Here is a 26213-nt window from a genome sequence, read left to right on the forward strand (position 1 = left end):
GCCGCCCATGGAGCCGTAGGAGGCCGCGTCCCCGAACGCGAACACCCCGCCGTCGGCGGCCACTTCCCAGTACCCCTTGCCCGAAGGCGTGCCCGCGATCCCCACGACGGGCTTGTTGAGCGGCTTGCCGCCCATGGAGCCGTAGGAGGCCGCGTCCCCGAACGCGAACACCCCGCCGTCGGCGGCCACTTCCCAGTACCCCTTGCCCGAAGGCGTGCCCGCCATCCCCACGACCGGCTTGTTCAGCGGCTTGCCCCCCATCGAGCCGTAGGAGGCCGCGCCACCGAAAGCGAACACCCCGCCATCGGCCGCTGCCTGCCAGTACCCGCCGGGAGCGGCCGCCACCGCGACGACCGGGCTGTTGCTGATCGCATCCCCCGCCGCGGTCTCGGCCGACGCGGCGGTCCCGGCCCCGAACAGTGACACCAGCACGGCTGCGGCGGCCGCCGCGGCACGTACGGGTCGCGGGCCACCCGCAAGTCGATGAATCATGAAAGTCCCCTCCGATGAACCGGTTGCCGCCCCTTCGCGGCACCCCCGATTCGACCGGAAACAGCAGAACCACAACAGTTCACCCCTGAACGTGCCGGCTCCCCTCCACGACGGCGGAGCCCGTCGACCTCGTCGGCCGGCAGATACGCGGCCCTGGGGTGCGCGCATGTCACAGATGCGCCGGTTGTGCGGTCTTACGTGAGAGCCCCGGGGTTTCCTGCCGGATGACGAATCGTGGAGGTCTGATCTCTCATGGCTGCTGAACGAGAAGACCATGCCGCGCACTGGCGCGAACGGGCATCGTGCCTGCACGTGGACGACCCTGATCTGTTCTTCCCCGTAGGAATCAGCGGCCTGGCGGTTGTCCAGGTCGACGAGGCCAAGGCCGTCTGTGGCCGTTGCCCCGTCACGGAGCAGTGCCTCGACTGGGCTCTGCACGTGGTGCAGGTGGAAGGCGTCTGGGGCGGCACGACCGAGAGTGAACGTCGCGCGATGACCCGGAGCGCGTTCCGTCAGGACAAAAGCTCGGTCACCAGGGTGGTGTCCCGGCATTGCGCCTAGGCGGATGTCGCCTCGCCTTCGAGCCGCAGGGTGCGGATCTCCCTGCGGGAGGAGATGCCGAGCTTCGAGAACACCTTGCGAAGATGCCATTCGACGGTGTGAGGGCTGATGAACAACTGGGCGCCGATCTCCGGATTCGTGAGCCCCGCGCCGGCGAGGCGGGCGATCTGCGCTTCCTGGGGAGTGAGGGCGGTGCGCGTCGTGAAGGTGTGGTTACGGACCTTCGCTCCCGTGGCCTGCAGCTCCCTTCGCGCGCGTCCGGCGAACGCCTCGGCCCCGATCCGGCTGAACATCTCGTGTGCGACAGTCAGTGGGGCGCGGGCGTCGACGCGGCGGTTCTCGCGGCGCAGCCACTCGCCGTACAAGAGCTGTGCGCGGGCCAGCTCCACGCGGACCCGGGTGCGGTCGAGTCGTTCGATCGCCTCACGGTAGAGCCGCTCCGCGGCCTCGCCCTTGCTCAGGAGGGCCCGGGAGCGCGCTTCCACGCCCAGTGCCCAGTCCGTGCCACTGGCCTGTGTCGTTTCCGAGAGCCGCTCGAGCGCGTCGGCCGCCGGCTCGGGTGAGCCGCTCCGTGCGGCTGCCTCGACCAGTTCGACCAGGCCCCATTGCGGTGAGGCGAACTCCTGCGGGTGGGCGGCTGCCTCTCGGGCTGCGGTCAGCGCGTCCGCGTACTGGCCGAGGCCGTTGCACAGCACGGCGTGGTACCAGTGTGCGACGGTGACGGCGGCTCCCTGGCCACGCGGCACGGCCTCGTTCATGATCGCGTCGATCAGCGTGCGGGTCTCGCGCTCGCGACCACGCCAGGCCGCCAGGCCGAGCGGTCCGACGCGCGCCGGGCTGCTCCCCGTCGCCGCGCACACCGTGCCGACTTCCTCGACCAGCGACGCGGCCGCCGTCAGCTCCCCGGTCAAGAGGTGCATGTGAGCGAGGGAGTCGAGCGCATCGGGCAGCGCGCTGAGCGCGCCCGCCTCGCGGCTGATCGTCACGTGACGGGTCGCGACCAGGTGCCAGCGCTCGTCGTCCCACAGATCCGCGGCGAGGACCGATGCCAGCCAGAGCCAGCGCAGCGCCTCCTGGTAGGGAATCGCCTCCTCGCGGAAAGCCTCGAGGACGCGCGCCATCATCGGTACGGAGGCCGCGTAACCGTCGGTGAGACGCACGGCGACAGCATCCAGCAGCAGGTCGGGCAGCCGCGGCAGCGGCGGTGGCGGTGCGCCGCGGGCGGCCCTGCCCACCTCTCGCAGGCCCGGGCCGTGCGCCAGACGGCCGGCGAATATCGCCGCCGCGACGGCGTTCAGGTAGGTGTCACGGGCGAGCGTGACGTCGAGCCGCCCGAACCGGTCGGCCGCGGCGAGCAGGAGTGCGGGAGCCTCACTGCCGCGATTCTGGGCGAACGCGATCTCGGCACGCAGCACATCGATGCGGGCGCGTCCGAGTTCGTCGACGGGCCCGGCCTCCGCCGTGGCGAGGAGGGCGGCCGCCGGCTCGAACGCCCCGGCCTGGAGCTTCGCCCGTGCCGCATCCACCGCGCGCTGCGTGCGCCGGGCGGGATCCTGCGTGAGCGTGGCCGCGCGCTGGAGGAACGCGGCCGCGGCAGCGATCCCGCCGCGGGCCTGTGCCCGGCCCGCGGAGCGCTCCAGCTCGGCGGCCACGGTCTCGTCGGCTCCCGAGGTCGCGGCCGCCAGATGCCAGGCCCGACGATCGGGATCGAGCTGGGCGTCGGTGGCGTCGGCCAGCGCCTTGTGCACCTCGCGCCGGGCATCCGGGCCGGCCGCGCGGTAGACCGCCGAGCGCACCAGCGGGTGCCGGAAGCGCACCCGGGTGCCCAGGGTGATCAGCTCCGCCGCGTCGGCGTGCGACGCGGCCGCGTCGACATCGATCCCCAGCAGCTCGGCCGCTCGCCTCAACAACGTCACATCGCCCACGGGCTCGGCGGCCGCGGTGAGCAGCAGGCGTTGCGTCTCGGACGGGAGCGACTGGACGCGGCGGAGGAATCCCTGCTCGATCTGGCGGGACAACGGCCATGCGTCCGGACGCCCGAAGCCGCCGGCCAGCTCCGCCGCGGTCGACCCGTGAGGCAGTTCCAGCAGGGCCAGCGGGTTGCCGCGCGACTCGGCGATGATGCGGTCGCGCACCCGCTGGTCCAGTGGCCCGGTGACGACTGAGTCGAGGAGGGTCCGGGAGTCGTGCTCGGTCAGCTCCGTGACGCGTATCGCGCGAAGGCCGCCGAGGGCCTCACTCGTGCTGGGCTCGCGGACGGCGAAGACGAGCACGACCGATTCCGCGAGCAGTCGGCGGGCGACGAACTCCAAGGTCAGAGCCGACGCGCGATCGAGCCATTGCGCGTCGTCGATGAGGCAGACCAGTGGCTGGTCGCCTCCGGCGTCCGCGAGGAGGCTCAGCGTGGCCAGGCCCACGAGGAACCGGTCGGGCGCAGCGCCGGCGCGCAGACCGAACGCGGTGCTGAGCGCGTCGCGCTGAGGCCCGGGAAGACCGTCGAGGCCGGCCAGCAGCGGGGCGCAGAGCTGGTGCAGGCCTGCGTAGGAGAGCTCCATCTCGGACTGGACGCCGTCCACCTTGACGGTGCGGCATCCAGTGGCACGATCGCGGAGGTATCTCAGGAGCTCGGTCTTCCCGATCCCTGCCTCACCGCGCAGGACCACGACTCCACTTCGCCCGGCTCTGACGCCTGTCAGGAGGTCGTCGAGCGCCCGGCACTCGTGCTGCCTCCCGAGGAGACCGGCTCTCGCACCGCTCCTCGCCATGGCAGCTCCCCTGTCAGGACACCTCGGTCGGTATGGTAATACGTGTCCGGATATCTGCACCCCTGGTTCCACGGGGGAGCCGGATGTTCCGCAGGGCGCCACGTGAACCGCCCGACCTGCTCCGACCTGGGCACCCTTGTCGCTGAGGACGTCGCCCTTGTGGGACAGGGCGATCCGGCCCACCTCGTCCGGCGGGAAGATCCCGGGGCCGGCGATGTGGTGTGTGCCGTTCAGCGACGCGTCCGCCGCGACCTCCGCCACTGCGCCGACCACGTTTCTGGCAGCGGCTGAGGAGACGCCTGCCACCAGGTGAGCCCGGTACCGCGATGACCGCGAACCTCCCGACGTGCCTCGAAGGGCCCCGCCCCGGCTTGCATCGCTGCTGGTCAGACCACTCCTGAGGTGTGGCCATGGATCAACCACGGCATGACCACGCAGCCACCTACGGCTTTCCAAGGGCGCGCTCGACTGTTCCCGGCGCGACGTTGGGTGTCGGCAGCCCAGCAGGCCGCTGAACCACGGAGCAGAGGAGCCGGTCGTGGACACACATCTGGCCGAAGCCGGGCAAGGCCGAATGACGGCGGGCACGACGGCCGCCACGACGGCCGCCGACCTGGACGACGCGACATCGGTGTTCGTGCATGCCAGACCCGGACTGCTCAAGATCGCCAGCCGCATCGTCGGGAACAGGAGTGAGGCCGAAGACGTCCTCCAGGAGGCATGGCTTCGGTGGCAGGGCACGGACCGTACGATCGTCTCGAATCCGCCGGCCTTGCTCAGGACGACCACCATCCGGCTGGCCATCAATGTCGTCCAGTCCGCCTGGAGACGTCGGGAATCCTGCGCCAGTTCCTGGCTCCCGGAATCCGTGGACACCTGCGCCACCCCGGAGGCGCTGGCCGAGCGGCAGGACGCCGTGGAGCGAGCGGTTTTCCTGCTGATGGAGACACTGACGCCGAGACAACGCGCCGCGTACGTCCTACGGGAGGGATTCGGCTACTCGTACAGCCGGATCTCCGCGATGCTGTGCCTCAGCGTCGCCAATACCAGGCAGCAGGTCACGCGTGCCCAGGAACGTCTCGCGGGGAACCGCCGCAGGCAGCCCGTGGACCCGGCCGCGCACCGGCGGCTCGTCCAGGCGTTTTTCATGGCAGCGGAGTCCGGTGACTTCGCCCACCTGGAAAGGGCCCTCACCGCGGACGCCGACATCCGGACGGCCTCCGAACCGGCCGCGCACGGCGAGTGCGTGGCCGTTGCCGGCATGGTGCGCTTGAAGCCTTGAGGGTGGTCTCTGCCCCGCCCGCCCTGGACTGCCGGAGGCAGCCGGGCGAGGACGTCGACACCGGCCTCGGCCAGTTCCATGGCGGCGCGCTCACTCGTCGCGGAGGGATTTACGGGCCGGGCGGGTCACTCATGACAGGGTTTCTGGAACGACCGGCTGCGCGAGCCACTCGGTGAACGATTTCTGGCCCACCTGGGCGTCCGCTCCGGGCAGCAGCGTCCGTTCCTCCAACTCGGCGCCGAAGTAACGGGCCTGTGCGTCGGGGACGACGACTCGCCTGTCGCGGTGGGCCGTCAGCACCTCCCCCGCGAGGTCGTCGAGACGACGCACATCCGGGCCGGCGACCTCGAGGACGCCGAACAGTGGCACACCCACGGCGACATGGGCGACGGCGACGGCCACGTCGTCCGTCGAGACGGGCTGCACGAGGACGGGCGCGACGTGTACCCGGTCGTAGATCGTGTTCCTCTCCACCATGACCTCGATGGACTCGAAGAACGGAGTGGCCCGCACGATCGAGTGGGGAGCGGGCGAGTTCCGTACGATCTCCTCTTGGAGCAGCTTCGCGCGGAAGTAGTCCGACCACAGCCAGTCGGCTCCCACGGCGGAGAGGACCACGTGGTGCTCCACACCGGCCGCGACCGCCGCGTTCAACAGGTTGGTCGTGGCGGTGCGGAAGAAGTGCAGCTCCGCCCCGGCGGTGCGCACGGGCGCGTCGGTGACGTCCACCAGTACCTCGGCGCCCCGCAGAGCCTCGTCGAGACCGTCTCCCGTGATCACGTCGACACCGTGACGGCGTGACACGGGCACGACTTCCACACCGTGGTCACGCAGCCTCGCGACCGTCCTGGAGCCGATCCGGCCGGTGGCTCCCGCGACAACTACCCTCATGTGGATCCCTTTCCGTCGACGGGGTGGCGCCCCTGGTCTCCTGACGAGCTGACGGCGAAGTCGCCGCATGCACTCCATACGACAGACCACTGACCCATGTTGTGACACCGGGAAACGACGTGACCGGTACGACCGCCCGGTGACCCCGGCACTCCTGCCCACCTTGCATCTGCTGGGACAGGTCCGGGTCATCCCCGACGCGCGGATCCATGCCCGCATCGGTAGTGAGCCTTCCCGACGCGGTATCGAGGACTTGCGAAGCCGCATGACGGCGAAAGGCTGGTCCATCGTCGAAGACGAAACTGGTACCGGTCGCGGTCGTCGCCCTTCTCGAGATCGTTGAGGGTGGCGGCGCAGTATGGAAACGGAGGGCCTAACCGAGTCTGCGCAGTACCTCGGCGACGTTGGCCCGGTATGTCCGCAGCGCTCGAAGCCCGGCGATGTAGCCGTCGCGATGCCGTGAGATGTCCGCGGCCTGCTTCTGGGCACGTACGGTGTGCCAGAGTTCGGCGGTCCGGAGGCGGCGCTGGCACGTAACGTCCGCTACGGCGGTCGCTCGCTCCCGCCGCGTATGCCGGGTGTTGCCGCTGCTGTCCCGCTGCCAGGCGGGGTCCGAGAACGCTGCGGCGGGGTCGGGGTAGCGGGTGAATCCCTGCTCCGACACACAGCGGGACCACCGCCCCCAGGCCGCTTGGAGGCGCGGGTCACGCTTGACCGCTGTGCCGACCTCGATCGCCCGCTTGCTCGCGTACAGCCAGTCCCGCTTGACATCTATGCCATGCATCAGCCGCTGATCCGCCTGCTCATTGCAGGAGGGCCAGTCCGCGTACTCGGTGTCGGTCATACGGCGGCCCGTCGGCCGGGGGTCCCGGTGCTCTGCGGGGTCCCAGCCGTAACCCCAGCGGCTGGCGGCGTCGAGGTCGAGGGCGCCGTAGTCGGTGCTGACCGTGGTGGCGACGACGGGGTCGATGGGGAAACGGGGGTCGAGCGGGAAGTCCGGGTGGCCGCGGTCCGCCATGCACTGCCGGACCAGCAATGCCGACGCCTGCTGGGACCGCCGGTAGTCCTGAGGTGTGTAGGCGTAGCGGTCCGCCGGCAGGGGCCCGAGGTCCGACGCTGTGCGGATGCCCTCCTGGCGCTCCGGGCCCGAGGCGCAGAACGCAGCCAGCACCGTCACCACCGTCACGGCCCCCAGCCGCCACCCCCGCCTCGCCATGGCCAGGATGCTAGCGTGCGGCACCGTGGGCCACCGGTTCCCTGGGGCAGTCGGATTCCGAACGGCAAGGAGCTTGACGGCCCTCCCCGGCGAGGAAACGGGCGCCCATGGTGTCCATCGGGTGGGCCGGTTGTCGATGGGGCCATACAGCAGGATGTGGCTGAAGGGGTGGGGGAGCGACTGGTGCAGGACGCAGACCCCGGCGGTATCCCAGGCCGACGCGGCGTCCAGATCGGGTGTCAGCTTCGCGATCTTCCGTTCCAGCCGGGGCAGGCCGCCTCGCTCGTCCGCGTACTCGGCGTAGTGCTCCGCTGAGTCGAATATGTGGAATTCGGGATTCTGCATCCAGGCCACCAGTACAGGCCGCGCTGAAGATCGTGCTCGAGCCGGTCTTCGAGGCCGACACGATCCCGTGCTCGTTCGGTTCAGGCCCAGACGCGGGGCACGATGCCCCCACGTCTTGATCGATGAGGCATGGCGGGGCAGGCGCTGGGTGGCATGACAAATTGATGCAAGCGGTCGGGGAAAGCGTTTGTGACCGGTCGGTCCTCAAACGCCCGCGCGTAATGCTGCGGGCCGGGGTGATGGAGGACGGGCAGGTCCGGCGGTGGCCGAACTCGGCTTGTCAGCAAGCGGACGGCTCCTCATGAACGATCGAAGTTAGTAATCTGATGATCGGTCGGTCGAAGCAGCGTGTCTGAGATGGACCAAGGCTGCGCCGACTTGCTTGTCCTGGCGACGGAAACGGGAGGCATCGTGGTCGCGTCTGGTCAGACAGCTTCGAGGGCTGAGGGGTGCGGCGCCACCCCGGTGAGACCGACTGCAGGGGACGCGACCCCCGTTGACAGCAGGCAACCAAGCCACGCCTCGTATCTTGGCCTGGGGGTTTCGGCCGAGAGGACCAGGCTGCAGATCCCGCAAGACATCTCCCTGGAGGCATGGTGCCACCTCGGCGGAAGGATCTTCGCGGTGTGCGATTCGTCGGCCTGGTGGATCGGTGATTGGTTGGTGTTCGGGCAGAACCAGTACGGTGACCGATATCGCCGGGCGGTGGAGAAGACCAAGCTCGACTACCAAACGCTGCGAAATTATGCCTGGGTGGCGAGAAAATTCGAGCCGTCCCGCCGGCGAGACAGCCTCACCTTCCAACATCACATGGAAGTAGCATCTCTCTCGGAATCCGAACAGGACCACTGGCTCGACTTCGCAGTCCGGCTGAACTGGTCGAGGAACCAGTTGCGCAAACAGATCCGGGCCAGCAAATCGGGCGAAGAAGATGATCTCCGGCGTCGGGTTCAGCTCAGCCTTCCATTGGACGAGTTACGTCTCGAACGGTGGAGAGAGGCGGCGCGGGGGAGCAATCTGACTCTGACGGACTGGATCCTGTCCGTCGTCGACGAGGCCATTTGACCGGATGCGCTCATACGCTATCGGCGCCTTACCGATCTTCGGCCCTGATTGTCACGGCCGTGCGCCCGTCGCACCGTGCAGTGCCGGGGCAGTCGGGGCCGGGACGGCCGGGGAACCGCCGGAAGCGGTGGGCCTGGGGGTGGTCGGCCTACCGCCGGCCCACGTGGCACCGCGGTGGTCGCGTTTCAGTGGAAACAGATGCTGCCGCACTGGACTGCGCTCTCGAACCGCTCGCCTGACAGAGGCGGCCCTTCCGCGGAGTCCGTCGGCGACCGGCCCCGGCCGACCGAGCCGGCCCGCAGCGGCCGGACAGCCTCGACCGTACGGGCACCTTTTCGGTCGCTCCGCGCAACGCTGAGGACCGGCGGTCAACTCCACGAACTTTTCGAATCCGGCATTCCTATTACCACGCGTCACGCCCCTCTCTGTGAGCACTCACGCAACACCGGCGCCCGCGAAGAACTCGACATGCACGGCGCCGATGACCTCCAGGGCGCCGATGTCGGTGACCTAGAATCGAACGAGGACAGTCCGCGAGGGGCTCACCGTCAACCACCCACAGGCCGCGCCGTGTAGAGCCGTCGATTCCGCGATGCTGCTGAGCCTGGTCAAGACCTGCGTCTGGTCACCGTTATGCCCTATGGGGGGTCATATGAGTAACAGCAGTGATGAGGAGATGACATCGATTTCACCTAAAACAATTGGAAAAGGGGAACGGGTTCCGATCGGTTCGTTATTGCCGCCGTCTGAACTGCTGCGGTCCGACGAAAGTACCGAACACATTCGTGCACTGGTCGAAACGGAGGAGGTCCTGCCACCGATTGTCGTGCACCGTGAGACACGGCGGGTCATCGACGGAATGCACAGGCTGCGGGCAGCTCGTTCTCGTGGCGACGAATGGATCGAGGCCGTTTTCGTCGATGGTTCCTCGGTCGATGTGTTTGTCCTCGCGGTTGAGTTGAATCGTGTGCACGGCCTGCCGTTGACGATGGCTGAGCGCAAATCTGCCGCCGCGCGGATCATGGATTCGCACCCGCACTGGTCCGACCGCAAGATCGCACGGACCACTGGACTGGCGGCCAGCACTGTCGCGTCTTTGAGATCGCCATCCATCGCGGGCACGCTCGAGCGTAGAACCGGGCAGGACGGCCGGACTCGGCCCAAGGACGGCACGGAAGGACGCCGGCGTGCGAGTGATCTGCTGGCCCAGAACCCGAACGCGTCGGTTCGCGAAGTAGCCAGAGCCGCGCGGATCTCGGTGGGCACCGCCAGCAACGTGCGCGCCAGATTGCGGCGAGGCGAGCCGGCAATAACCGCCCTGCAGCAGGCGGCTCTGCAACCACGCCCGGTCGCGGCGACGCAGCGAACCAGTCCGGACTACAGCCGCGTGCTGCAGAGCCTGCGCAACAACCCATCGCTGCGGTTCACCGACGTCGGCCGACGCCTGCTCCGCTTGCTTGGCGGCGCCGCCCCGGGCAGCGTCGCCCAGATCGCCCAGATCGCGGACAGCGTGCCGGAACACTGTCGTGTCATGGTGATCGACATGGCCCGCGAGTGCGCCGCCGCATGGCAACATCTGGCCGACCAGCTCGCGGGCCGAGACACCGCCTGACGGAGACATACGGGCTGATCCGGTGGCTGCGGGACGTTCAACTGCTCGAACCATGCGGTTGAACACCACCACACAGTCGAACGTCGACGGTCGGTACGTGAACGTGCTGTGGCGGTGGTGTTCGAGAAGGCAGATGAGTATTCTCCGCAACGCTGTTTTCGAGGTCGCGGCAGTCCGACACACCTGCCTGCAGGACCGACAGGTCGATTCTCCAGTTGATGATATCTACGGAGGCGCATGTAATGGCGAGGAACCCGTTCGAGGATGAGAACGGCGTCTATCTGGTCCTGGTCAATGACGAGGGGCAGCATTCTCTGTGGCCTTCGTTCGCTGCTCTTCCCAAGGGGTGGACCGTCATTCTCAATGAGGCGTCGCGGCAAGAGTGCCTCGATTACGTCAATGAGCATTGGACAGACATGCGACCGTTGAGCCTGCAGCCGGCGACGGTTTCACGGCAGAGCCGAGGCGTGATTCAATCACGCGAAGCATTCGATGCATGACTTCCCAGCGCTTGGAGTGTCGTCGAGATAGATATCGGGCAAGCTATCTATTCAACAGGGGGCGGTTTGTTCTCCAAGGGTCTGAACAAGGCTTCTGATCGGTCGGCGACAACCAGGACGGCATCGGCCACGCTGGCCGGACTGTGGGAGCGGACGGTACGCAGTCGGCCAAGCAGTCCGGCGATTGTCTCGAACAGCGAGATCCTGTCCTACGACGAGGTGAACGCCAGGGCGAACCAGCTGGCCCGACTGCTGCTCAGCGAGGGGGTGGGCCCGGGCCGTGTGGTGGCACTGGCGCTGCCCCGATCCAGTCGAATGGTGATCAGCGTGCTTGCCGTGGCCAAGGCCGGGGCGGCGTTCCTGCCGGTGGACGTCAACCACCCGCAGCAGCGGATCTCCTACGTGCTCGCTGATGCCGAGCCCGCATTGCTGTGCACCATCCGGACCGCTGTTCCGAAGCTGCCTGCTGACATCGGGATGCCGCAGCTGGTGCTGGACTCGGCCAAGCAGACTGCCACGCTCGACGCACTGCCCGACACCGACGTGACGGAGGACGAACGCGGTGGCTCACTCGCCGCGACGGACCTGGCTTACGTGATGTACACCTCGGGCTCGACAGGCCGACCGAAAGGTGTCGCTCTGACCGGTGCCGGGCTGCCCGCCTTGGCGGCGGCCAAGGTCGCCACGATGCAGGTCACCGAGGACAGCCGGGTGCTCCAGTTCGCCTCGCCGAGCTTTGACGCCTATGTGACCGAGCTGCTGGCCACTTTCGCCTCCGGTGCCACTCTGGTGGTGCCAGGGTCGGACACACTGGCCGGTGACCCGCTGGAAAAGGCCCTGCGGGAGGGCCGGGTCAGCCACGCGGTGCTGCCGCCCGCCGCGGTCGCGACCATGTCCCCGGACGCGGCGCCGGACCTGCGCGTGCTGGTGGTGGCCGGCGAGGCGTGCCCGGCCGGCCTGGTGGAACAGTGGGCACCAGGACGCCTCTTGGTCAACGCCTACGGTCCGACCGAGTGCACCGTGTGCGCGACCATGACCGGCCCGCTGACCCCGACGGACGAGGTCACTATCGGCCGGCCGATTCCGGGCGTGTCCGTGCACATCCTCGACGACGAACTACTACCGGTCGCGGTCGGAGAGATCGGCGAGTTGTACCTCGGCGGTGCCGGCCTCGCGCGCGGCTACCTCAACCGCCCTGACTTGACCGCGCAGGTGTTCGTGGCCAGTCCCTTCGCCGCCGACGGCGAACGGATGTACCGCACCGGTGATCTGGCCTCCCTGCGGGCCGACGGCGACATCCTGTTCCACGGCCGGATCGACGACCAGGTCGAACTGCGCGGATTCCGAATCGAGCTCGGAGAGGTGGAGTCCGTGCTCAGCCAACATCCGGACGTGGCGCAGGCGGTGGCCGTGCTGCGGGCCGACGGGCCGCAGTTGCTGGCCTACGTGGTGCCGACGCACGGCACCACGCCCGCAGCGGGCGAACTGCGTGAGCACGCCAGCCGCTTCCTGCCCGACTACATGGTGCCGTCGCTCTACGCGACCATCGACGCCATTCCTCTGACTCCCGGCGGAAAGACAGACCGAGCCGCGCTGCCGCCGATCAAGACCACCCGGCCCGCCGGTCAGGAACCGCGTACTTCTGCCGAGAAGATCCTGTTCGATCTCTTCCGAGACCTGTTCGGCCCTGGCGAGATCGACGTGCGCAGCAACTTCTTCGAACTGGGCGGGAACAGCATCCTGGCTGTCGACCTCATTCAGCGAGCGCAGGAAGCCGGCTTGGTGCTCCTGCCGAGGTCCGTGATCGACCATCCGACCATCGAGCAGTTGGCCGCGATAGCGACCCTCGGGGAGTGAGAGATGAGCACCCGTCCCATGGTGTCCCCCGACGAACTCGAGGAGATCGACCTCGCCTCGCCCATTCTGCACGCCGAGTACGAGCTCGATGCGGTCTTCCGCCATCTGCGGGCCCATCGGCCGATGTACTGGCAGCGGCCACGGGGTGAGCAGCCCGGCTTCTGGGTGATCAGCCGGTATGCCGACGTGAACGAGGTGTACAGGGACAAGGCGCACTTCACCACGGAGGACGGTAACGCGCTGGCCACCTTGCTCACCGGCGGTGACTCGGCCTCGGGTGCCATGCTCGCGGTCACCGACGGTGTGCGCCACCACCAGGTGCGCAACGTGTTGTCCAAGGGCTTTTCGCCGCAGATGCTCGACCTGATCGCCAACTCGCTGCGGGAAACTGTTGACGGGCTGCTGCTGGCAGCGCTGGATCGAGGCGAATGCGATGCCGCGCGGGACATCTCGGCGAAAGTGCCGCTGGGCGCCATCTGCGACCTGTTGGCGATTCCCCAGACCGACCGGGAATACTTGCTTGGCCTGACCGCGCATGCCTGGAGCACGGACTACGCGGACGAACCTCCTGAGGAGAGCTGGGTCGCCAAGAACGAGATCCTCCTGTATTTCAGCAACCTGCTCAAGGAGCGTCGTGGTGGTGACCGGGACGACATGGTCAGCCTGTTGGCGAATTGCCGGATCGACGGCGATCCGCTCAATGCAGCCGAGCAGATAGCCAACTGCTACGGCCTGATGATCGGCGGCGACGAGACCGGCAGACACGCCATCACCGGGACGGTCCTCGCGTTGATCGAGAATCCCGACCAGTGGCGAGCCCTGAAGAATGGCGATGTCGATCTGCAGACGGCGACCGAGGAGGCACTGCGGTGGACCGTGCCGTCGCTGCACGGTGGCCGGAAGGCAACCGGAGACGTCGTGATCAACGGCCGGCAGATCAAGGCCGGCGATGTGGTCAGCGTGTGGATCTCCTCGGCCAACCGGGATGAGACCGTCTTCGACGCGGCGGACGAGTTCAACCTCGCCCGCACCCCGAACAAGCACTTCACCTTCGCCTACGGCTCGCACTACTGCCTCGGCCACTACCTCGGCCGGATGGAGGTCTACGCCGTGCTCGACGGGTTACGCCGGCTGGTGGGCGGCTTGGAGCAGATCGGCGAAGAGCGGTGGATCTACTCCAGCATCTTGCACGGCATGAGCTCCCTGCCGATCAAGATCACGGCCTGAAGGTCCCGGGGGGACGTGCACATGATGAGCACCGTCAACGCGGCCAACGCATTCGAGGACATGACTGGGCCCGCCGCATCAACGGTGGCTCGCGAGCCGGTCGCGATGGTCACCGGAGCCGGCCGGGGCATCGGCGCGGCCACGGCCGAGCGCCTTGCCTCGGAGGGCATGGCGGTGATCGTCGTGGACCGCGTGGAACAGGACACCACAGCCACGGTCTCGGCCATCCGTGCGGCCGGCGGACGGGCCGGCGGGCTCGGCTGCGACGTCACCGTGGCTCACGCGGTGACGTCCACCGTCGCCTCGGCCGTCGAGGAGTTCGGTCACCTCGACGTGCTGGTGAACTGCGCCGGGGTCACCCAGGACCGGCTGCTGCTCACCATGAGCGACCAGGAGTGGGACAGGGTCCTGGACGTCAACCTCGGCGGCACCATGCGATGTTCGTTCGCGGTCGGCAGGCACATGCGCCGGCAGGGGCACGGCCGGATCATCAACTTCAGTTCTGTCGCCGCGCGCGGCAATGCGGGTCAGACCAACTATGCGACCGCGAAGGGCGCGATTGCCGGGTTCACCCGCACGCTCGCGGCCGAACTCGGTCCTCACGGCGTGACGGTCAACTCGATCGCACCGGGCTTCGTGGCCACGCCGATGGTGGACGAGCTGGCCGAACGGCTCGGTGTGGATCGGGACACCGTCCTGCTGGAGGCGGCGATGTCCTCGGCCGTGGGCCGGATCGGGACGCCCGAGGAAATCGCCGCGGTGGTGGCATTTGTCACCCGGCCGGAATCGGGCTACCTCACCGGGGAGACCATCCACGTCGAAGGCGGTCGGCGATGACAGGAGTCGCGGTCGTGGCCGGCGGCAGCGAGCACACGGGGCTCGCGGTCGCACTCAGGTTGGCGGCGCGGGGCTTCGACGTCGCCCTGCTGGACACCGAGTTCACGGCGGCCGAGAAAACCGTTGGGCGAATCGAGGAGTCCGGCCGGCGGTGCGTCACGGTGGAGGCCGAGTTGACCGACCCCAGGTCGGTCGGTGTCGCCTTCGGCCAGGTGCGTGCCATGCTGAGCAGCCCCGCCGTGCTGGTCACCTGCGTCGGACCGGGGCCGGTGCCGGACGGGTCACCCGAGGACGAACTCGCGGACGAACAGCGCTATGGCGTGGTACGACGGGCGCTGCGCTCGGCGTTCGTATGTTGCCAGGCCGGGGCCGGCCAACTACTGCACCACCGGTGGGGACGGATCATCATCGTCACCGAGCCGGCCGGCGTGGGCGAAAACGCCTGGCGCGCCTCCCAGCCCGTGCTGGCCGGATTGATCGGTTTCACCCGGTCCGCGGCGTTGGAGCTGGCGAGGTCCGGTATCACCGTGAACCTCATCGCGCCGGCCGACAGCGCGGCCGACGGCGCGGTCGACAGCCGGGCCCCGGCGCACCAACCGGCGGTCAACGACAGCGCGGGCTCCTACGCGGAGGGGGTCGCGCACGTGACGGAGTTTCTGGTCGACGAGCAGGCTGTCGGAGTCACCGGGCAGGAGATCTACCTCGCCGCTGCCCAAGCGGGAGTACCTCTACTTCGCGAAAGGTAGTCACTGGTGGCGAACAGGGACCACGGACCGGAGCACTACGTCACCCGCATCCTCGATGAGGCGGCCCGGGACGGCGCGCGACCGGTTGTCCGGTGGCGGGACACGGTAATCACCGGCACAGAGCTCCACCGATCGGTACGGCGGGTCGCGACGGCACTGCGCGAGGCAGGTGTGGCACGCGGCCACGCGGTGGCCATCCTGACCCAGGTGAACAGCCCATGGATGCTGATCGTCCGCTATGCCGCACACCTGCTGGGCGCATCGGTCGTGTACATCACCGGCGCCAACCACGGCACCGTGACCCACGACCTGCCGGTCGCCACCCGGGTCCGGATGATGCGTGAAGCGGGCGCATCTGTACTGGTGTTCGACGAGCGCAATGCTCAGCTCGCCGAGACCATCCACGAGACGGTCCCGGACAAGCTCGTGCTGTGCGGCCTCGGTCATCCGGCGTCCGGCACGGTGACCGCCGACGGCCGGCCGGTCGAGGACATGGCGGTGGAATTCCCGGCCGAGACACCTGAGCTGGCGATGGTGCTCTATACCAGCGGCACCACCGGCCAACCCAAGGGCGTGTGCAAACCGTTCGGGGCGTGGAACGCGACCGTGGTCGGCCTGGCCGGGCAACCCCGGCCGCGGCAGACCTATCTGGCGATGACCGCCGTGAGCCACACAGTAGGAATGGTCGTCGACATAGCGCTGGCCGCCGGCGGCAGCGTGCTGCTGCGTGAGAAGTTCGATCCCACCGACTTCCTGCGAGATGTCGTGACGCACGGGGTCACCGACACATTCATGGGTGTGCCGCAGTTCTACGCGATCCTCAACCATCCCGATGTCCGCACCACGGACCTGTCCTCGTTGCAACACCTGGTGTATGTCGGCTGTCCCGCATCGCCGGAACGCCTGCGGGAGGCGGTCGCTGTGTTTCCCGGTGTGCTGTGGCAGTCCTACGGTTCCACCGAGACCGGCCGGATCGCGATGCTCCGTGAGGACGACCACGACCATCCTGAACTGCTGGCCACCGTGGGCCGGCCGATGCCGGGGGTCACCATCGCGATCCGCGACCCGGAAACAGGACGAGACCTGCCGGTCAACCAGATCGGCGAGGTGGTGGTGCACAGCCCTACCAATATGGCCGGCTATATCGGCGATCCCGAGGGCACCGCACGGGTGGTCCGGGACGGCTGGGTGCATACCGGTGACATGGGCTCCGTCGACGAACGCGGGTACGTGCGGCTGTTCGGCCGGATGCACGAGATGGTCAAAGTGCAGGACACGCGAGTCAGTCCGACCGAGGTGGAGAAGGTGCTCGTCGGCTGTCCCGGCGTGGTGGATGCGTGCGTGTACGGCCACCGCGGGCCGGACCTGATCGAGGAACTGCACGCCGCTGTCGTGCTCAGCACCGAGGACGCCCCGGGTTTCGCCGCTCTGCGCGACCACGTCGCGCAGGCCATGACCCCGACGCACGCTCCGGTCCGGTTCGTGCGCTGGCGGCAGTTCCCGATCAACAACACCGGGAAGACGGATCGGCTGCGGATCCGCGAGGTCAGCGCCGAGGCTCGCGGTGAGGGCCCGGACGTGCTGGTGGACAGGTGAGGTGAGTCATTCGATGAGAGTGCTGTTCACGAGCCTGCCCGGTATCGGCCACCTGTTTCCCATGGTGCCGCTCGCCTGGGCGCTACAGGCGGCCGGGCACACCGTGCTGGTCGCCACCGACCGTGAGTTTCTCCCGGTGGTGACCGGAGCCGGACTGCCTGCCGCGGCCGTGCGGGACCCTGTTGACCCGGTCGAGCTGTTCAAACCGGTCAGCCTGTCCGGCTTATCCGGCCTGTCCGGCCTGTCCGGCCTGTCCGGCCTGTCCGGCGGTCCGGTGAGCCCGGCTGAGAGGACCGGCCACCGGTGCGCCGAGATCGGTGTCCGAGCGCTGCCCGCCGTCCGTGCACTCGTCGACGCGTGGCACCCGGACCTGGTGATCGCCGAACCCATGGAGCTGGCCGGGCCTGTCGCGGGGACGATCGCCGGCGTGCCTTGGGTGCGGCACTCCTACGGCCTGATCCCGCCGGAGCGACTGCTGAGCGCCGCGGCCGCGGCTCTGGACTCAGAACTGAAAGTACTCGGGCTGCCTCCGTGGACAGAGCCGGCCAGGACGATCGACGTGTGCCCCGACAGCCTCCAGCCGCCGGATTCGGTGGCGACCATGCCCATGCGGTACGTGCCCTACAACGGCCCGGCCGTCGTGCCCGACTGGCTACTGGCCGGGCCGTCGCCACGGCCCCGGGTATGCCTGACCTTGGGCACGTCCCTGCCTCGGCGCAATCCGCGGGTCGCACCGCTGTGGCGGCTGCTGCTGGACGAACTGGTGGCGCTGGGCCAAGAGGTGGTCATCGCCATCGACGAGAGCCACCGGTCGCTGCTGGGGCCCTTGCCCGGCGGCGTGCGTGCCGCGAGGATCCCGCTGTGTGACTTGCTGCCGACCTGCACCGCGATCGTGCACCACGGTGGCTCCGGGAGCACCATGGCGGCGGCGGCGTTCGGCGTGCCGCAACTGGTCATCCCGCACTTCGCCGACCACTTCGCCAATGCGGAGCGGATCACCGCGGTCGGCGCGGGCACGAGCCTGCCGCACGACACCGATGACCTGGCGCGGATCGCAGCAGCCTGCGCGCTGATCACCGAAGACGGCCCGCACCGGGCGATCTCGGCACAACTCGCCGAGGAGAACGCGAGCCGACCGCAACCGACCGAGGTGGTCCAGGACCTGGTGGCCCTGGCCCTCGCGCGGCAACACAATCGACGGGAACCACGCGACATGGTCACTGGACGCACCGAGCTCGAGCACGTCCTCACTCGCCTGGAAACGCTGCTGAACAACGTCTGGGACCAGCGGCCGGCGGGTGTCGCGGTGTCTGCCACCGCACCGCTGGTGAGCCTCGGGGTGGACTCGCTCACGCTCGCGCTGCTGCTCGACAACGTGGGCAAGGAGTTCCACATCGACTGGACGGCCGGCACCCGTCTGGGCGGAGCGATCTCGCTGCGTTCCATCGCGGATCTTGTCCTGCGACGGGACGGCGGCGGCGCCGCCGCCGAGGCATAGGGCGCGGCACATGCGGACATCGGGTACGTACATGGCAGGGATCGGAGTCTTCCGGCCCGAGACGAAAAGCGTCGATGCCGCAGTGCGGCAGGGGCTCGTCTCGAAGGAATCCGCTGATGCCTCCGGGATCACCGGCGTGTCCGTCGCCGGTGATGTCTCTCCTGCCGAAATCGCGTTGATCGCCGCGCACCAGGCCCTCGACAGCGGTGGACTGAGCGCCGACGACATCGGACTGCTGCTCCACACCGGGGTCTGGCACCAGGGACCCGACGGATGGGGGCCTCAGTACTATCTCCAGCGGCACCTGCTCGGTGACGATCTGCTCGCTGTGGAACTCAGGCATGGCTGCAACGGGACTTTCAGTGCCATGGAGTTGGCCGTCCCCTACGTGAAATGCGCACCTCATGCAGGCGGGGTGCTGATCACCGCCAGTGACAACTTCGGCACCCCGCTGATCGACAGATGGAACCCCGGCGAAGGGCTGGCCTACCTGGGCGACGGCGCGGGCGCGGTGGTGCTGGGCTCTTCCCCAGGGTTCGCGGAGCTGTTGTCCATATGCACCACCACCTTTTCCGGGATGGAGGAGGTCCACCGGGCCGGCGAGCCGCTCTTCCCGCCCGGCGCCACCACCGGTACCTTTCTGGACTACGGTGCCAGAGCCGCACGATTCCAGCAGCGGGCGACCGATGACGGCACTTGGATACAGCTCCTCCTAGGTCACCAGAAGCACAACGTGGAGTGCGTGGGCCAGGCACTCCACGAGGCCGGGGTGGACGCCCGCGACATCAAGACCGTCGTGATCCACAGCATGCCGCGTCAGGCGGCGGCCTCCTACCTGAAGATCCTCGGTTTCCCGCTGGAACGCTCGACCTGGGAGTTCAGCCGGACCACCGGCCACCTCGGGGCCGGCGACCATCTCGCTGCCCTGTACCACCTGTTGTCGACGGGCGAGGTCGGCCCCGGCGACAACCTGCTGCTGTGCGGTTCCTCGCCTGGCGTCACGTACAAGGCGGCCGTCATCCGAATCCTCGATACTGCCGCCTTTCGGAACCAGGAGGCCCGGCCCGATGGACTTTGACCTCAGCCCACAGCAGCGACAGCGCGTCGACCACATTCGCGCGGGCGCCGGCAAGCTGCCGGCCACGGAACCCAACGGCATCGCCGGTAAGGACAGTTGGCTGGCCGCGGCCGAACTCGGCATGACCGGCCTGTGCCTGCCCGCGGAACACGGCGGCGGCGGGCTCGGTGCTCTGGACACGGCGCTGTGCCTCGAAGCGTTCTGCGCCGGTGGCGCGGACACCGGTCTCGCCTTCGGGATCGCGGCACACCTGCTGGCCTGCGGTACCGTCCTGGCCGATCACGCGGGCGAACCGGTGCGGGCCGAGCTGCTGCAGGGACTGGCCTCGGGAACCGTGATCGCGGCGAACGCGATGACGGAGGACGATGCGGGATCGGACCTGAGCAGACTCACCACGACAGCCGTGGCCGACAGTGACGGCTACGTCCTGAACGGAAGGAAATCCTTCGTCAGCAACGCCCCGCTGGCCGACGTCTTCATCACCTACGTGGCCACCGCACCGAGCGCCGGCTATCTGGGGATGTCGGCGTTCGCGGTCCGGCGAACCCTGCCCGGCCTGCGGGTCGATTCCCCGCTGGCCAAGATGGGGTTGAACGGCTGTGCCGCCGCGCAGGTCGAGTTCACCGACTGCAAGGTTCCCGGCCGCTGTCTGCTGGGCTCCGAGAACCAGGGGAACAGCGTCTTCCAACGCTCCATGACCTGGGAACGCGCCTGTCTGCCCGCGATCTACCTGGGTGCGATGGAGGTTCAACTGGCCCAGTGCGTGGACCATGCCAAGAGCCGTAAGCAGTTCGGCCGCAGCATCGGGAACTTCCAGGCGATCTCCCACCGGCTCGCCACCATGAAGCTGAGGCTGGAAACCAGCCGCCTGCTTCTGTACCGCGCGTGCTGGTACCTCGACCAAGGCCGGCCGGCCGTGGAGGCGGCCGCATTGGCCAAGACGGCAGTCGCCGAGGCCGCCGTGGCCAACGCGCTGGACGCGGTGCAGGTGTTCGGTGCGCGGGGGTATCTGGCAGCAGACGGAATCGGCCAGCAGCTGCAGAACGCCGTACCGCTGAACATCTTCTCGGGGACGACGGAGATTCAACGGGAGGTTGTCGCGAAGAGCATGGGGTTATGAGGGTCGGTCGAGAACCGGTTCAGCACATGATCTCCGACGGCAGGACCAGAGCCTTGCGTGCCGTCACGCGTTCCACATGACCAACCAACCTTTCCTACTGCACCCAGGAGCCGAAGCATGAGTGATCGGCGCGGCCTCCACGACCTGCTGACCGCCTCCGCAGCTCGCACACCCGACGCTCCTGCGGTTGTCGGACCCGCCGGTTCGGTGAGCTACGGGGAACTCGACGAACGAGCCGACGCCCTGGCCGGCAGGCTGTCCGGCCAGGGAATCGGGAAGGGGGACCGAGTGCTGATCTGGTCCCCGAAGTCCGCCGGCGCGATCGCCGCCATGCAGGCGGCCCTGCGCCTCGGTGCGATCTACATCCCGGTCGATCCCCTCACTCCCCCCGAGCGGTTCGTGGTGATCGCGCGCGAGTCCGGGGCGCTCGCCCTGTGCGCTCCGCAGGACCTGTCCGCACGGGTGCCGAGCCCGCTTCGTGACCGCCTCGCGTGCGTCGACCTCGACGCCGCGCCGGGGCCCGACGCTCTCCCGCGTACACCGGTGAACACGTGCGTTGAACCGGACGATCTCGCCTACATCCTCTACACCTCGGGTTCGACCGGGACACCGAAGGGCGTCTGCATCAGCCACCGCAGCGCCCTGGCCTTCATCGACTGGGCCGTTGCGGAACTCGCCCCCGGCCCGCAGGACCGCTTCGCCAACCATGCGGGGCTCTCGTTCGACCTGTCCGTCCTCGACCTCTATGCCGCCTTCACCGTGGGGGCGGCCGTGTGTCTGATACACGCCGAATTCGCGTACGCCCCGGAACGGCTGGTCGAGTTCCTGCACCGCGAGCGGATCAGCGTGTGGTATTCCGTGCCTTCCGCGCTGATCCTCATGATGCGTGACGGCGGTCTGCTCGACCGGCCCGCGCCCGAGACGCTCCGCGCGCTGCTGTTCGCCGGCGAGCCGTTTCCGATCGGCCCTCTCCGGGCCCTCGCCGCCTGGTCCGACGCCCGGCTACTCAATCTGTACGGACCTACCGAGACCAACGTGTGCACCTATCACGAGGTCCGCCCCGCGGACCTTGCCCGCGACCTGCCAGTCCCGATCGGCAGGCCGTGCAGCGGCGACCGGGTCTGGGCTCGCCGCGCCGACGGTTCGGAAGCCGAACCCGGTGAGGAGGGCGAGCTGGTCGTCAGCGGGCCGACAGTCTTCGCTGGTTACTGGGGCGGACAGCCGCAGGAGGGCCCTTACGCGACCGGCGATCGAGCCAAGGTCCGGCCGGATGGTTCGTTCGATTACCTCGGGCGCCGCGACGGCATGGTGAAAATCCGCGGACACCGGATCGAACTCGGAGATGTCGTCGCGGCGCTGTACTCCCACCCGGGGGTCGCCGAGGCCGCTGTCGTCGCGGTGGGCGAGGGGTTGGACCGGGTCCTGGCCGCGTTCGTGGTCCGAAGCCAGGCAGGCGGTTTCGGGAACGTCGCGCTGCGTCGGCACCTGGCCGACAGACTCGCACCGCACATGATCCCCGGTGACATCCGCTTCGTCGACCGGCTGCCCCACAACGATCGAGGGAAGCTCGATCTCGCGGCTCTGCAGACACCACTCCACGGCGCACAGAGAGTTCAAGGGTGAGAAATGACAACCCAGACCCGAGAAGACATTTCGTCCGAGCTGCTCACCTTCATCCGTGAGAGCTTCCTGGCCGGGGATCCAGAGGGCGAGCTCGACGCGGATACCCCGTTGCTCGAGCTCGGGATACTCAACTCCCTGAACACCGCCATTCTGGTCGCGCACCTCGGGGAGGGCTATGGCGTCCACGTGCCGTTGATCGACGTCACCGCCACCACCTTCAAGTCCGTGCGCACCCTGAGTGAGCTTGTGCACGAGAGCCTGTCGCGAAAGTGAAGACTGTCGTCCTCGCCAACACATAGTCTGGATGTCCAATTGAAATTAAACGCGGACATGTTCCTGCTACATGCGCCCAGCGTGTACGACTTCCGGGACCGTGACGACATCCTGTTCGCCTACCTGAGTGACAGCGACAGTGTCAACGTCACGTCCGTCTACGAGATGTATCCCATCGGCTGGTTCTCGATCAAGCAACAGCTGGCCGACCACGACCTCGACTGCCAAATCGTCAATATCGCCTCCTTGATGTTGAAGCACCCGAATCTCGACGTCGAGCGACTGATCGGGCGGTTGGAAGCACCGGTCTTCGGCTTCGACCTGCACTGGATGACCCAGTGCAACGGTGCGATCGAGCTGGCCAAGGCGGTAAAGCGGATTCATCCGGAGTCGCTGATCGTCTTCGGTGGCATCTCGGCCACCTACTTTGCCCGGGAACTCATCCGGTACCCGCAGGTGGACGTCGTTGTCCAGGGCTACGACACGCTCGCCCCCGTCACCCAGCTGGTCGAGGCTGTGGTCCGGGGTGGCCGCGACTTCAGCTCCATACCCAACCTCCTCTACAAGGAAAAAGATCAGGTCGAGACCACAGGATTCAGCCACAAACCCACCACGGACTACAACAACGTCAGGAACGACTGGTCCTACTACCAGAACACGCCTGTGACGCCGCTTTCCAGCAAGCTGATCATGACGCTGCCGAACACCGGGTGCGCCCACGACTGCGGCTGGTGCGGCGGCTCTCGCTTCGCCTATCGCAACATCATGGAGGTGGACAGGACCCTCGTACGAAAGGACAACGACCTGATCGTCGAGGAGCTCAAGACGATGGGGGAGGCGGCCAGACACACCTCCATCTACGCCCTCCAGTGCTACTCGGAAGGCAAGACGAGGATGCACACATATCTCGATGCCGTGCGCGACCTCGGGTACCGGAGTGTCTTCTTCGAGCAGTTCAACCTGACGCCCGGCGACACGCTGAAGAAGATGGGCGCTTCCACGGACTCGTACATCATGCTTTCCCCCGAGTCGCACGACCCGAAGATCAGCAAGGCTGCCGGCCGCGGCACATACACGATGGCCGAGATGGAGGAATGGATTCCACGCGCGTTGGACGCCGGGGTCAAGGGCGTGATGATTTGGTTTTTCATCGGCATGCCCTATCAGGACAGCCAGTCCGTACGCGACACGGTTGCCTACTCGGAGCGCCTGATCAGCAAATTCGCGGGGTCATCGGTCCTTCCGCTCATCTGTCCCATGGTGCCCTTCCTGGACCCTGGCTGCCGATTCTTCGAGGAGCCCGACAAGTACGGCTACCGAATCCACCACCGTACGCTGGAGCAACATCGGCAGGCCATGGTCGAACCGCTCTGGTACCGTCGGCTGAACTACGAGACCGAGTGGCTGAGCCGACGCGATATTCAGGATGTCTCCTACGAGGCGATCGAGCGGCTGGTGAGCATCAAGGGCGAGCACGGTGTGTTGTCCAGCGTGTTCTGCGAAGCGGTGCTGAAGACGATTGAACAGACCAAGCGGCTCCTCGCGGAGATGGATCACGCTCTCTCCCTGGACGGCCGGCTTCCCGCAACCCTGCGGGACGAAATGCGCGCTTACAACCGCAAGATCCTCGCTTATTCCAGCGACCAGATCCTCCCGATACCCCGCCCTTTCGGCGGACGCTGGTTCGATGACGTCACGGTGCCGGAGGAGATGATCCGCGAGCTCTCGACGACCCCGTGACCCCACTGGAGACAACACACTTCTCAACAGCAGGAAGGACCGACTGAGCATGGCGAACCACGGACCGGTGGCGTATGGCCTGGGAGTGCCTGGCGCGCGCTTGCACTACGAGATCCAAGGAGCGGGTCCCCTGCTCGTCGTGGTCGGTCTACCCATGGGCTGCAAAGGGTTCGCGCCGATCTCGCGGCCGCTGGCCGAGCACTTCACGGTCGTGACCTTCGACCCCCGTGGGGTCCACAGCAGCCCTGCGGATGACCCGAACCAGGACGCGATCCCCGAGTTGATGGCCGACGACGTGCACCGGCTCATTTCGGCGCTCGACGCCGGGCCGGCGTACTTGTTCGCCAGCAGCGGAGGCGGTGTGACCGCGCTCGCGCTGGCTGCCCAGCACCCTGACCAGGTCAGGTTGCTGGTCGCCCACGAGCCCCCGTTGCTCGAGCTGTTGACCGACCGCGTAGAGCTGCGCGCCGCCATCGATGAGATATGCGACATGTACCGTGAGGACCGCCCCGCGGCGTTGCAGAAGTACCTCGCCCTGGCCGACATCCGCCTGCACCGGCCGACCCCGGAGCCGCCCGGACCGAATGAGTTCACCGCCCCGTGGGACGTGTGGACCATCCTCGACCGGCTCTTCCATTTCACCCTTCGCCCAACTACCCGCTACCGGCCTGACATCGACGCGCTGCGACCCATTGCCGACCGAATCGTCATCGCCGGCGGATCCAAGGCCCAGGGGGCGCTCTTCCACCGCACGGCGGTCGCACTCGCCGATCAACTCGGCACCGAACTCGTCGACTTTCCCGGCGACCACACCGGCTTCCTGACCGATTCGGAGCCCTTCGCCCAGTTGCTGTTCGAGGTGTTCACGAAAACGCGCTCGCACAACGGTTCTTAGGATCCGGAACCGACCGGCATCACGCCCACCACGCGGCTCACACCATCGCATCGGCGAGGCACATCGGGCCGCTCACCCCGCCCATCGTTGAGATCAGTTCACTGACGCAGCAGTAGGGGGATCGAGATGAAGATTGAACCGATTACGGGATCCCAGGCCGAAGCCTTTCACCGGATGGGCTCCCGGGCGTTCGAAAGGTACAACGAGTTCGTGGACCTGCTGGTCGGCGCCGGCATCGCCGATGGCCAGACCGTGGTCGACCTGTGTTGTGGTTCGGGGGAGCTGGAGATCATCCTCACCTCCCGGTTCCCCTCGCTGAACCTGGTCGGTGTCGACCTCTCGGAGGACATGGTCCGCATCGCCCGGGAGTATGCCGCCGAGCAGGGCAAGGAGCTGGAATTCCGTCACGGGGACGCGCAGTCCCCGGCCGGCATGGAGGATCTGCTCGGGAAAGCGGATCTGGTGGTCTCGCGGCACGCGTTCCACCGTCTCACCCGGCTCCCGGCGGGGTTCGACACCATGTTGCGCCTGGTCAAGCCAGGGGGAGCCATCCTCAACGTCTCCTTCCTGCATCTCAGCGACTTCGACGAGCCCCAGTTCCTGACGTGGGTCCGGTTTCTGAAGGAGCGGCCTTGGGCCCCGGAGATGCAGGCCGCCTGGGCGCTGGCTCACTATTACGCGCCCCGGCTCCAGGAGTACCGCGACGCCCTGGCTCAGGCGGCCGGTGAGACACCGGTGTCCGAGCAGAGGATTTGGGTCGATGACCGGGGCTACGGCGTTCCCACGGTCAAGTGCTTTGCCCGTCGGGCCGCCGCCTGAGTGGTCGAAGGCGTCACCGGGCTGCCGGGGCCGGCCGCACAGCGGCCGGCCCCCGTCCTGCTCGCCACGCCGAAGGGAAGACGGCGGATAGATAAAGAATTTTGGCATCGAGTCGTCAGCTACGGATTCACCGAACTCGCGGTGTAAGCACGGTAGGTGAAAACTCCTGAGCCGA

Annotated in this window: 21 protein-coding genes and 1 pseudogene; 18 read left to right on the forward strand and 4 right to left on the reverse strand. The window is 67.7% G+C overall.

The features are described from left to right. Positions 1–492, reverse strand: a pseudogene (locus tag ACH45E_RS27970) (hypothetical protein); the annotation flags it as partial. A gap of 252 nt (positions 493–744) precedes the next feature. Between ACH45E_RS27970 and ACH45E_RS27975 the strand changes: the two are divergent. Then, positions 745–1053: a WhiB family transcriptional regulator gene (locus tag ACH45E_RS27975; protein ID WP_361446869.1), complete on the forward strand. Its 309-nt coding sequence runs from the start codon at positions 745–747 to the stop codon at positions 1051–1053. On the opposite strand, the gene ACH45E_RS27980 is transcribed toward ACH45E_RS27975, so the two are convergent. Then, complete coding sequence (locus ACH45E_RS27980) at positions 1050–3818, reverse strand: AAA family ATPase (RefSeq protein ID WP_361446871.1); 2769 nt, start codon at positions 3816–3818, stop codon at positions 1050–1052. The genes ACH45E_RS27975 and ACH45E_RS27980 overlap by 4 nt on opposite strands. Positions 3819–4356: 538 nt before the next feature. Between ACH45E_RS27980 and ACH45E_RS27985 the strand changes: the two genes are divergently transcribed. Beyond that, positions 4357–5100 (forward strand): sigma-70 family RNA polymerase sigma factor, encoded by a 744-nt coding sequence (locus ACH45E_RS27985; RefSeq protein ID WP_361446873.1) that lies wholly within the window; start codon positions 4357–4359, stop codon positions 5098–5100. 129 nt (positions 5101–5229) lie between these two features. Here ACH45E_RS27985 and ACH45E_RS27990 read toward each other — a convergent pair whose 3' ends face one another. Further along, the gene (locus tag ACH45E_RS27990) at positions 5230–5991 is read right to left on the reverse strand and encodes an NAD(P)H-binding protein (protein ID WP_361446875.1); all 762 of its coding nucleotides are present in this window, start codon (positions 5989–5991) and stop codon (positions 5230–5232) included. A gap of 373 nt (positions 5992–6364) precedes the next feature. Continuing rightward, positions 6365–7207 (reverse strand): hypothetical protein, encoded by an 843-nt coding sequence (locus ACH45E_RS27995; protein WP_361446877.1) that lies wholly within the window; start codon positions 7205–7207, stop codon positions 6365–6367. Between the two features lie 756 nt (positions 7208–7963). Between ACH45E_RS27995 and ACH45E_RS28000 the strand changes: the two genes are divergently transcribed. The 16 genes from ACH45E_RS28000 (at position 7964) to ACH45E_RS28075 (ending at position 26038) form a co-directional block, all read left to right on the forward strand. After that, positions 7964–8617: an LmbU family transcriptional regulator gene (locus ACH45E_RS28000; RefSeq protein WP_361446956.1), complete on the forward strand. Its 654-nt coding sequence runs from the start codon at positions 7964–7966 to the stop codon at positions 8615–8617. A gap of 652 nt (positions 8618–9269) precedes the next feature. Then, complete coding sequence (locus ACH45E_RS28005; RefSeq protein ID WP_361446879.1) at positions 9270–10229, forward strand: ParB N-terminal domain-containing protein; 960 nt, start codon at positions 9270–9272, stop codon at positions 10227–10229. Positions 10230–10471: 242 nt separating this feature from the next. After that, the gene (locus ACH45E_RS28010; RefSeq protein ID WP_361446881.1) at positions 10472–10729 is read left to right on the forward strand and encodes an MbtH family protein; all 258 of its coding nucleotides are present in this window, start codon (positions 10472–10474) and stop codon (positions 10727–10729) included. A 66-nt stretch (positions 10730–10795) separates the two neighbouring features. After that, complete coding sequence (locus ACH45E_RS28015; RefSeq protein ID WP_361446883.1) at positions 10796–12586, forward strand: amino acid adenylation domain-containing protein; 1791 nt, start codon at positions 10796–10798, stop codon at positions 12584–12586. Positions 12587–12589: 3 nt separating this feature from the next. Next, positions 12590–13813 carry a cytochrome P450 gene (locus ACH45E_RS28020; protein ID WP_361446885.1) on the forward strand — a complete coding sequence of 408 codons (1224 nt, stop codon included), beginning with the start codon at positions 12590–12592 and terminating at the stop codon, positions 13811–13813. A 60-nt stretch (positions 13814–13873) separates the two neighbouring features. Next, positions 13874–14650 carry a 3-oxoacyl-ACP reductase FabG gene (gene fabG / locus ACH45E_RS28025; protein ID WP_361446958.1) on the forward strand — a complete coding sequence of 259 codons (777 nt, stop codon included), beginning with the start codon at positions 13874–13876 and terminating at the stop codon, positions 14648–14650. Beyond that, positions 14647–15396, forward strand: a complete 750-nt coding sequence (locus ACH45E_RS28030; protein WP_361446887.1) for an SDR family NAD(P)-dependent oxidoreductase — start codon at positions 14647–14649, stop codon at positions 15394–15396. Before fabG ends, ACH45E_RS28030 begins: the two co-directional genes overlap by 4 nt. Before the next feature lie 6 nt (positions 15397–15402). Continuing rightward, entirely contained in the window at positions 15403–16992 is a 1590-nt protein-coding gene (locus ACH45E_RS28035; RefSeq protein ID WP_361446889.1) for a long-chain fatty acid--CoA ligase, read from the forward strand. Positions 16993–17005: 13 nt separating this feature from the next. Continuing rightward, entirely contained in the window at positions 17006–18490 is a 1485-nt protein-coding gene (locus ACH45E_RS28040; RefSeq protein ID WP_361446891.1) for a nucleotide disphospho-sugar-binding domain-containing protein, read from the forward strand. A gap of 31 nt (positions 18491–18521) precedes the next feature. After that, a complete protein-coding gene (locus ACH45E_RS28045) occupies positions 18522–19568 on the forward strand; it encodes a ketoacyl-ACP synthase III family protein (protein WP_361446893.1) in 1047 nt (348 codons plus the stop codon). Beyond that, entirely contained in the window at positions 19558–20688 is a 1131-nt protein-coding gene (locus ACH45E_RS28050; protein ID WP_361446895.1) for an acyl-CoA dehydrogenase family protein, read from the forward strand. Before ACH45E_RS28045 ends, ACH45E_RS28050 begins: the two co-directional genes overlap by 11 nt. A gap of 117 nt (positions 20689–20805) precedes the next feature. Further along, a complete protein-coding gene (locus tag ACH45E_RS28055) occupies positions 20806–22311 on the forward strand; it encodes an amino acid adenylation domain-containing protein (protein ID WP_361446897.1) in 1506 nt (501 codons plus the stop codon). A 3-nt stretch (positions 22312–22314) separates the two neighbouring features. Next, positions 22315–22584: an acyl carrier protein gene (locus tag ACH45E_RS28060; protein ID WP_361446899.1), complete on the forward strand. Its 270-nt coding sequence runs from the start codon at positions 22315–22317 to the stop codon at positions 22582–22584. A gap of 81 nt (positions 22585–22665) precedes the next feature. Further along, positions 22666–24324 carry a B12-binding domain-containing radical SAM protein gene (locus ACH45E_RS28065; RefSeq protein WP_361446900.1) on the forward strand — a complete coding sequence of 553 codons (1659 nt, stop codon included), beginning with the start codon at positions 22666–22668 and terminating at the stop codon, positions 24322–24324. 49 nt (positions 24325–24373) lie between these two features. Next, on the forward strand, positions 24374–25219 hold the full coding sequence (locus ACH45E_RS28070; protein WP_361446902.1) for an alpha/beta hydrolase: 846 nt from the start codon (positions 24374–24376) through the stop codon (positions 25217–25219). A gap of 174 nt (positions 25220–25393) precedes the next feature. Next, entirely contained in the window at positions 25394–26038 is a 645-nt protein-coding gene (locus ACH45E_RS28075) for a class I SAM-dependent methyltransferase (protein WP_399041681.1), read from the forward strand. Positions 26039–26213: the final 175 nt, after the last annotated feature.

Origin of the sequence: Streptomyces sp. NPDC020299 (assembly GCF_044387825.1) — a bacterium.
GTDB lineage: Bacteria > Actinomycetota > Actinomycetes > Streptomycetales > Streptomycetaceae > Streptomyces.

Excerpts from the sequence above, each read along its gene's own strand:
- ACH45E_RS28055 (WP_361446897.1), top strand. The coding sequence starts at position 20,806 with ATGAGTGATCGGCGCGGCCTCCACGACCTGCTGACCGCCTCCGCAGCT.
- ACH45E_RS28040 (WP_361446891.1), top strand. The coding sequence starts at position 17,006 with ATGAGAGTGCTGTTCACGAGCCTGCCCGGTATCGGCCACCTGTTTCCC.
- ACH45E_RS27995 (WP_361446877.1), bottom strand. The coding sequence starts at position 7,207 with ATGGCGAGGCGGGGGTGGCGGCTGGGGGCCGTGACGGTGGTGACGGTG.
- ACH45E_RS28020 (WP_361446885.1), top strand. The coding sequence starts at position 12,590 with ATGAGCACCCGTCCCATGGTGTCCCCCGACGAACTCGAGGAGATCGAC.
- fabG (WP_361446958.1), top strand. The coding sequence starts at position 13,874 with ATGACTGGGCCCGCCGCATCAACGGTGGCTCGCGAGCCGGTCGCGATG.
- ACH45E_RS28060 (WP_361446899.1), top strand. The coding sequence starts at position 22,315 with ATGACAACCCAGACCCGAGAAGACATTTCGTCCGAGCTGCTCACCTTC.
- ACH45E_RS28075 (WP_399041681.1), top strand. The coding sequence starts at position 25,394 with ATGGGCTCCCGGGCGTTCGAAAGGTACAACGAGTTCGTGGACCTGCTG.
- ACH45E_RS27975 (WP_361446869.1), top strand. The coding sequence starts at position 745 with ATGGCTGCTGAACGAGAAGACCATGCCGCGCACTGGCGCGAACGGGCA.
- ACH45E_RS28010 (WP_361446881.1), top strand. The coding sequence starts at position 10,472 with ATGGCGAGGAACCCGTTCGAGGATGAGAACGGCGTCTATCTGGTCCTG.
- ACH45E_RS28030 (WP_361446887.1), top strand. The coding sequence starts at position 14,647 with ATGACAGGAGTCGCGGTCGTGGCCGGCGGCAGCGAGCACACGGGGCTC.
- ACH45E_RS27980 (WP_361446871.1), bottom strand. The coding sequence starts at position 3,818 with ATGGCGAGGAGCGGTGCGAGAGCCGGTCTCCTCGGGAGGCAGCACGAG.
- ACH45E_RS28050 (WP_361446895.1), top strand. The coding sequence starts at position 19,558 with ATGGACTTTGACCTCAGCCCACAGCAGCGACAGCGCGTCGACCACATT.
- ACH45E_RS28070 (WP_361446902.1), top strand. The coding sequence starts at position 24,374 with ATGGCGAACCACGGACCGGTGGCGTATGGCCTGGGAGTGCCTGGCGCG.
- ACH45E_RS28045 (WP_361446893.1), top strand. The coding sequence starts at position 18,522 with ATGGCAGGGATCGGAGTCTTCCGGCCCGAGACGAAAAGCGTCGATGCC.
- ACH45E_RS27990 (WP_361446875.1), bottom strand. The coding sequence starts at position 5,991 with ATGAGGGTAGTTGTCGCGGGAGCCACCGGCCGGATCGGCTCCAGGACG.
- ACH45E_RS28005 (WP_361446879.1), top strand. The coding sequence starts at position 9,270 with ATGAGTAACAGCAGTGATGAGGAGATGACATCGATTTCACCTAAAACA.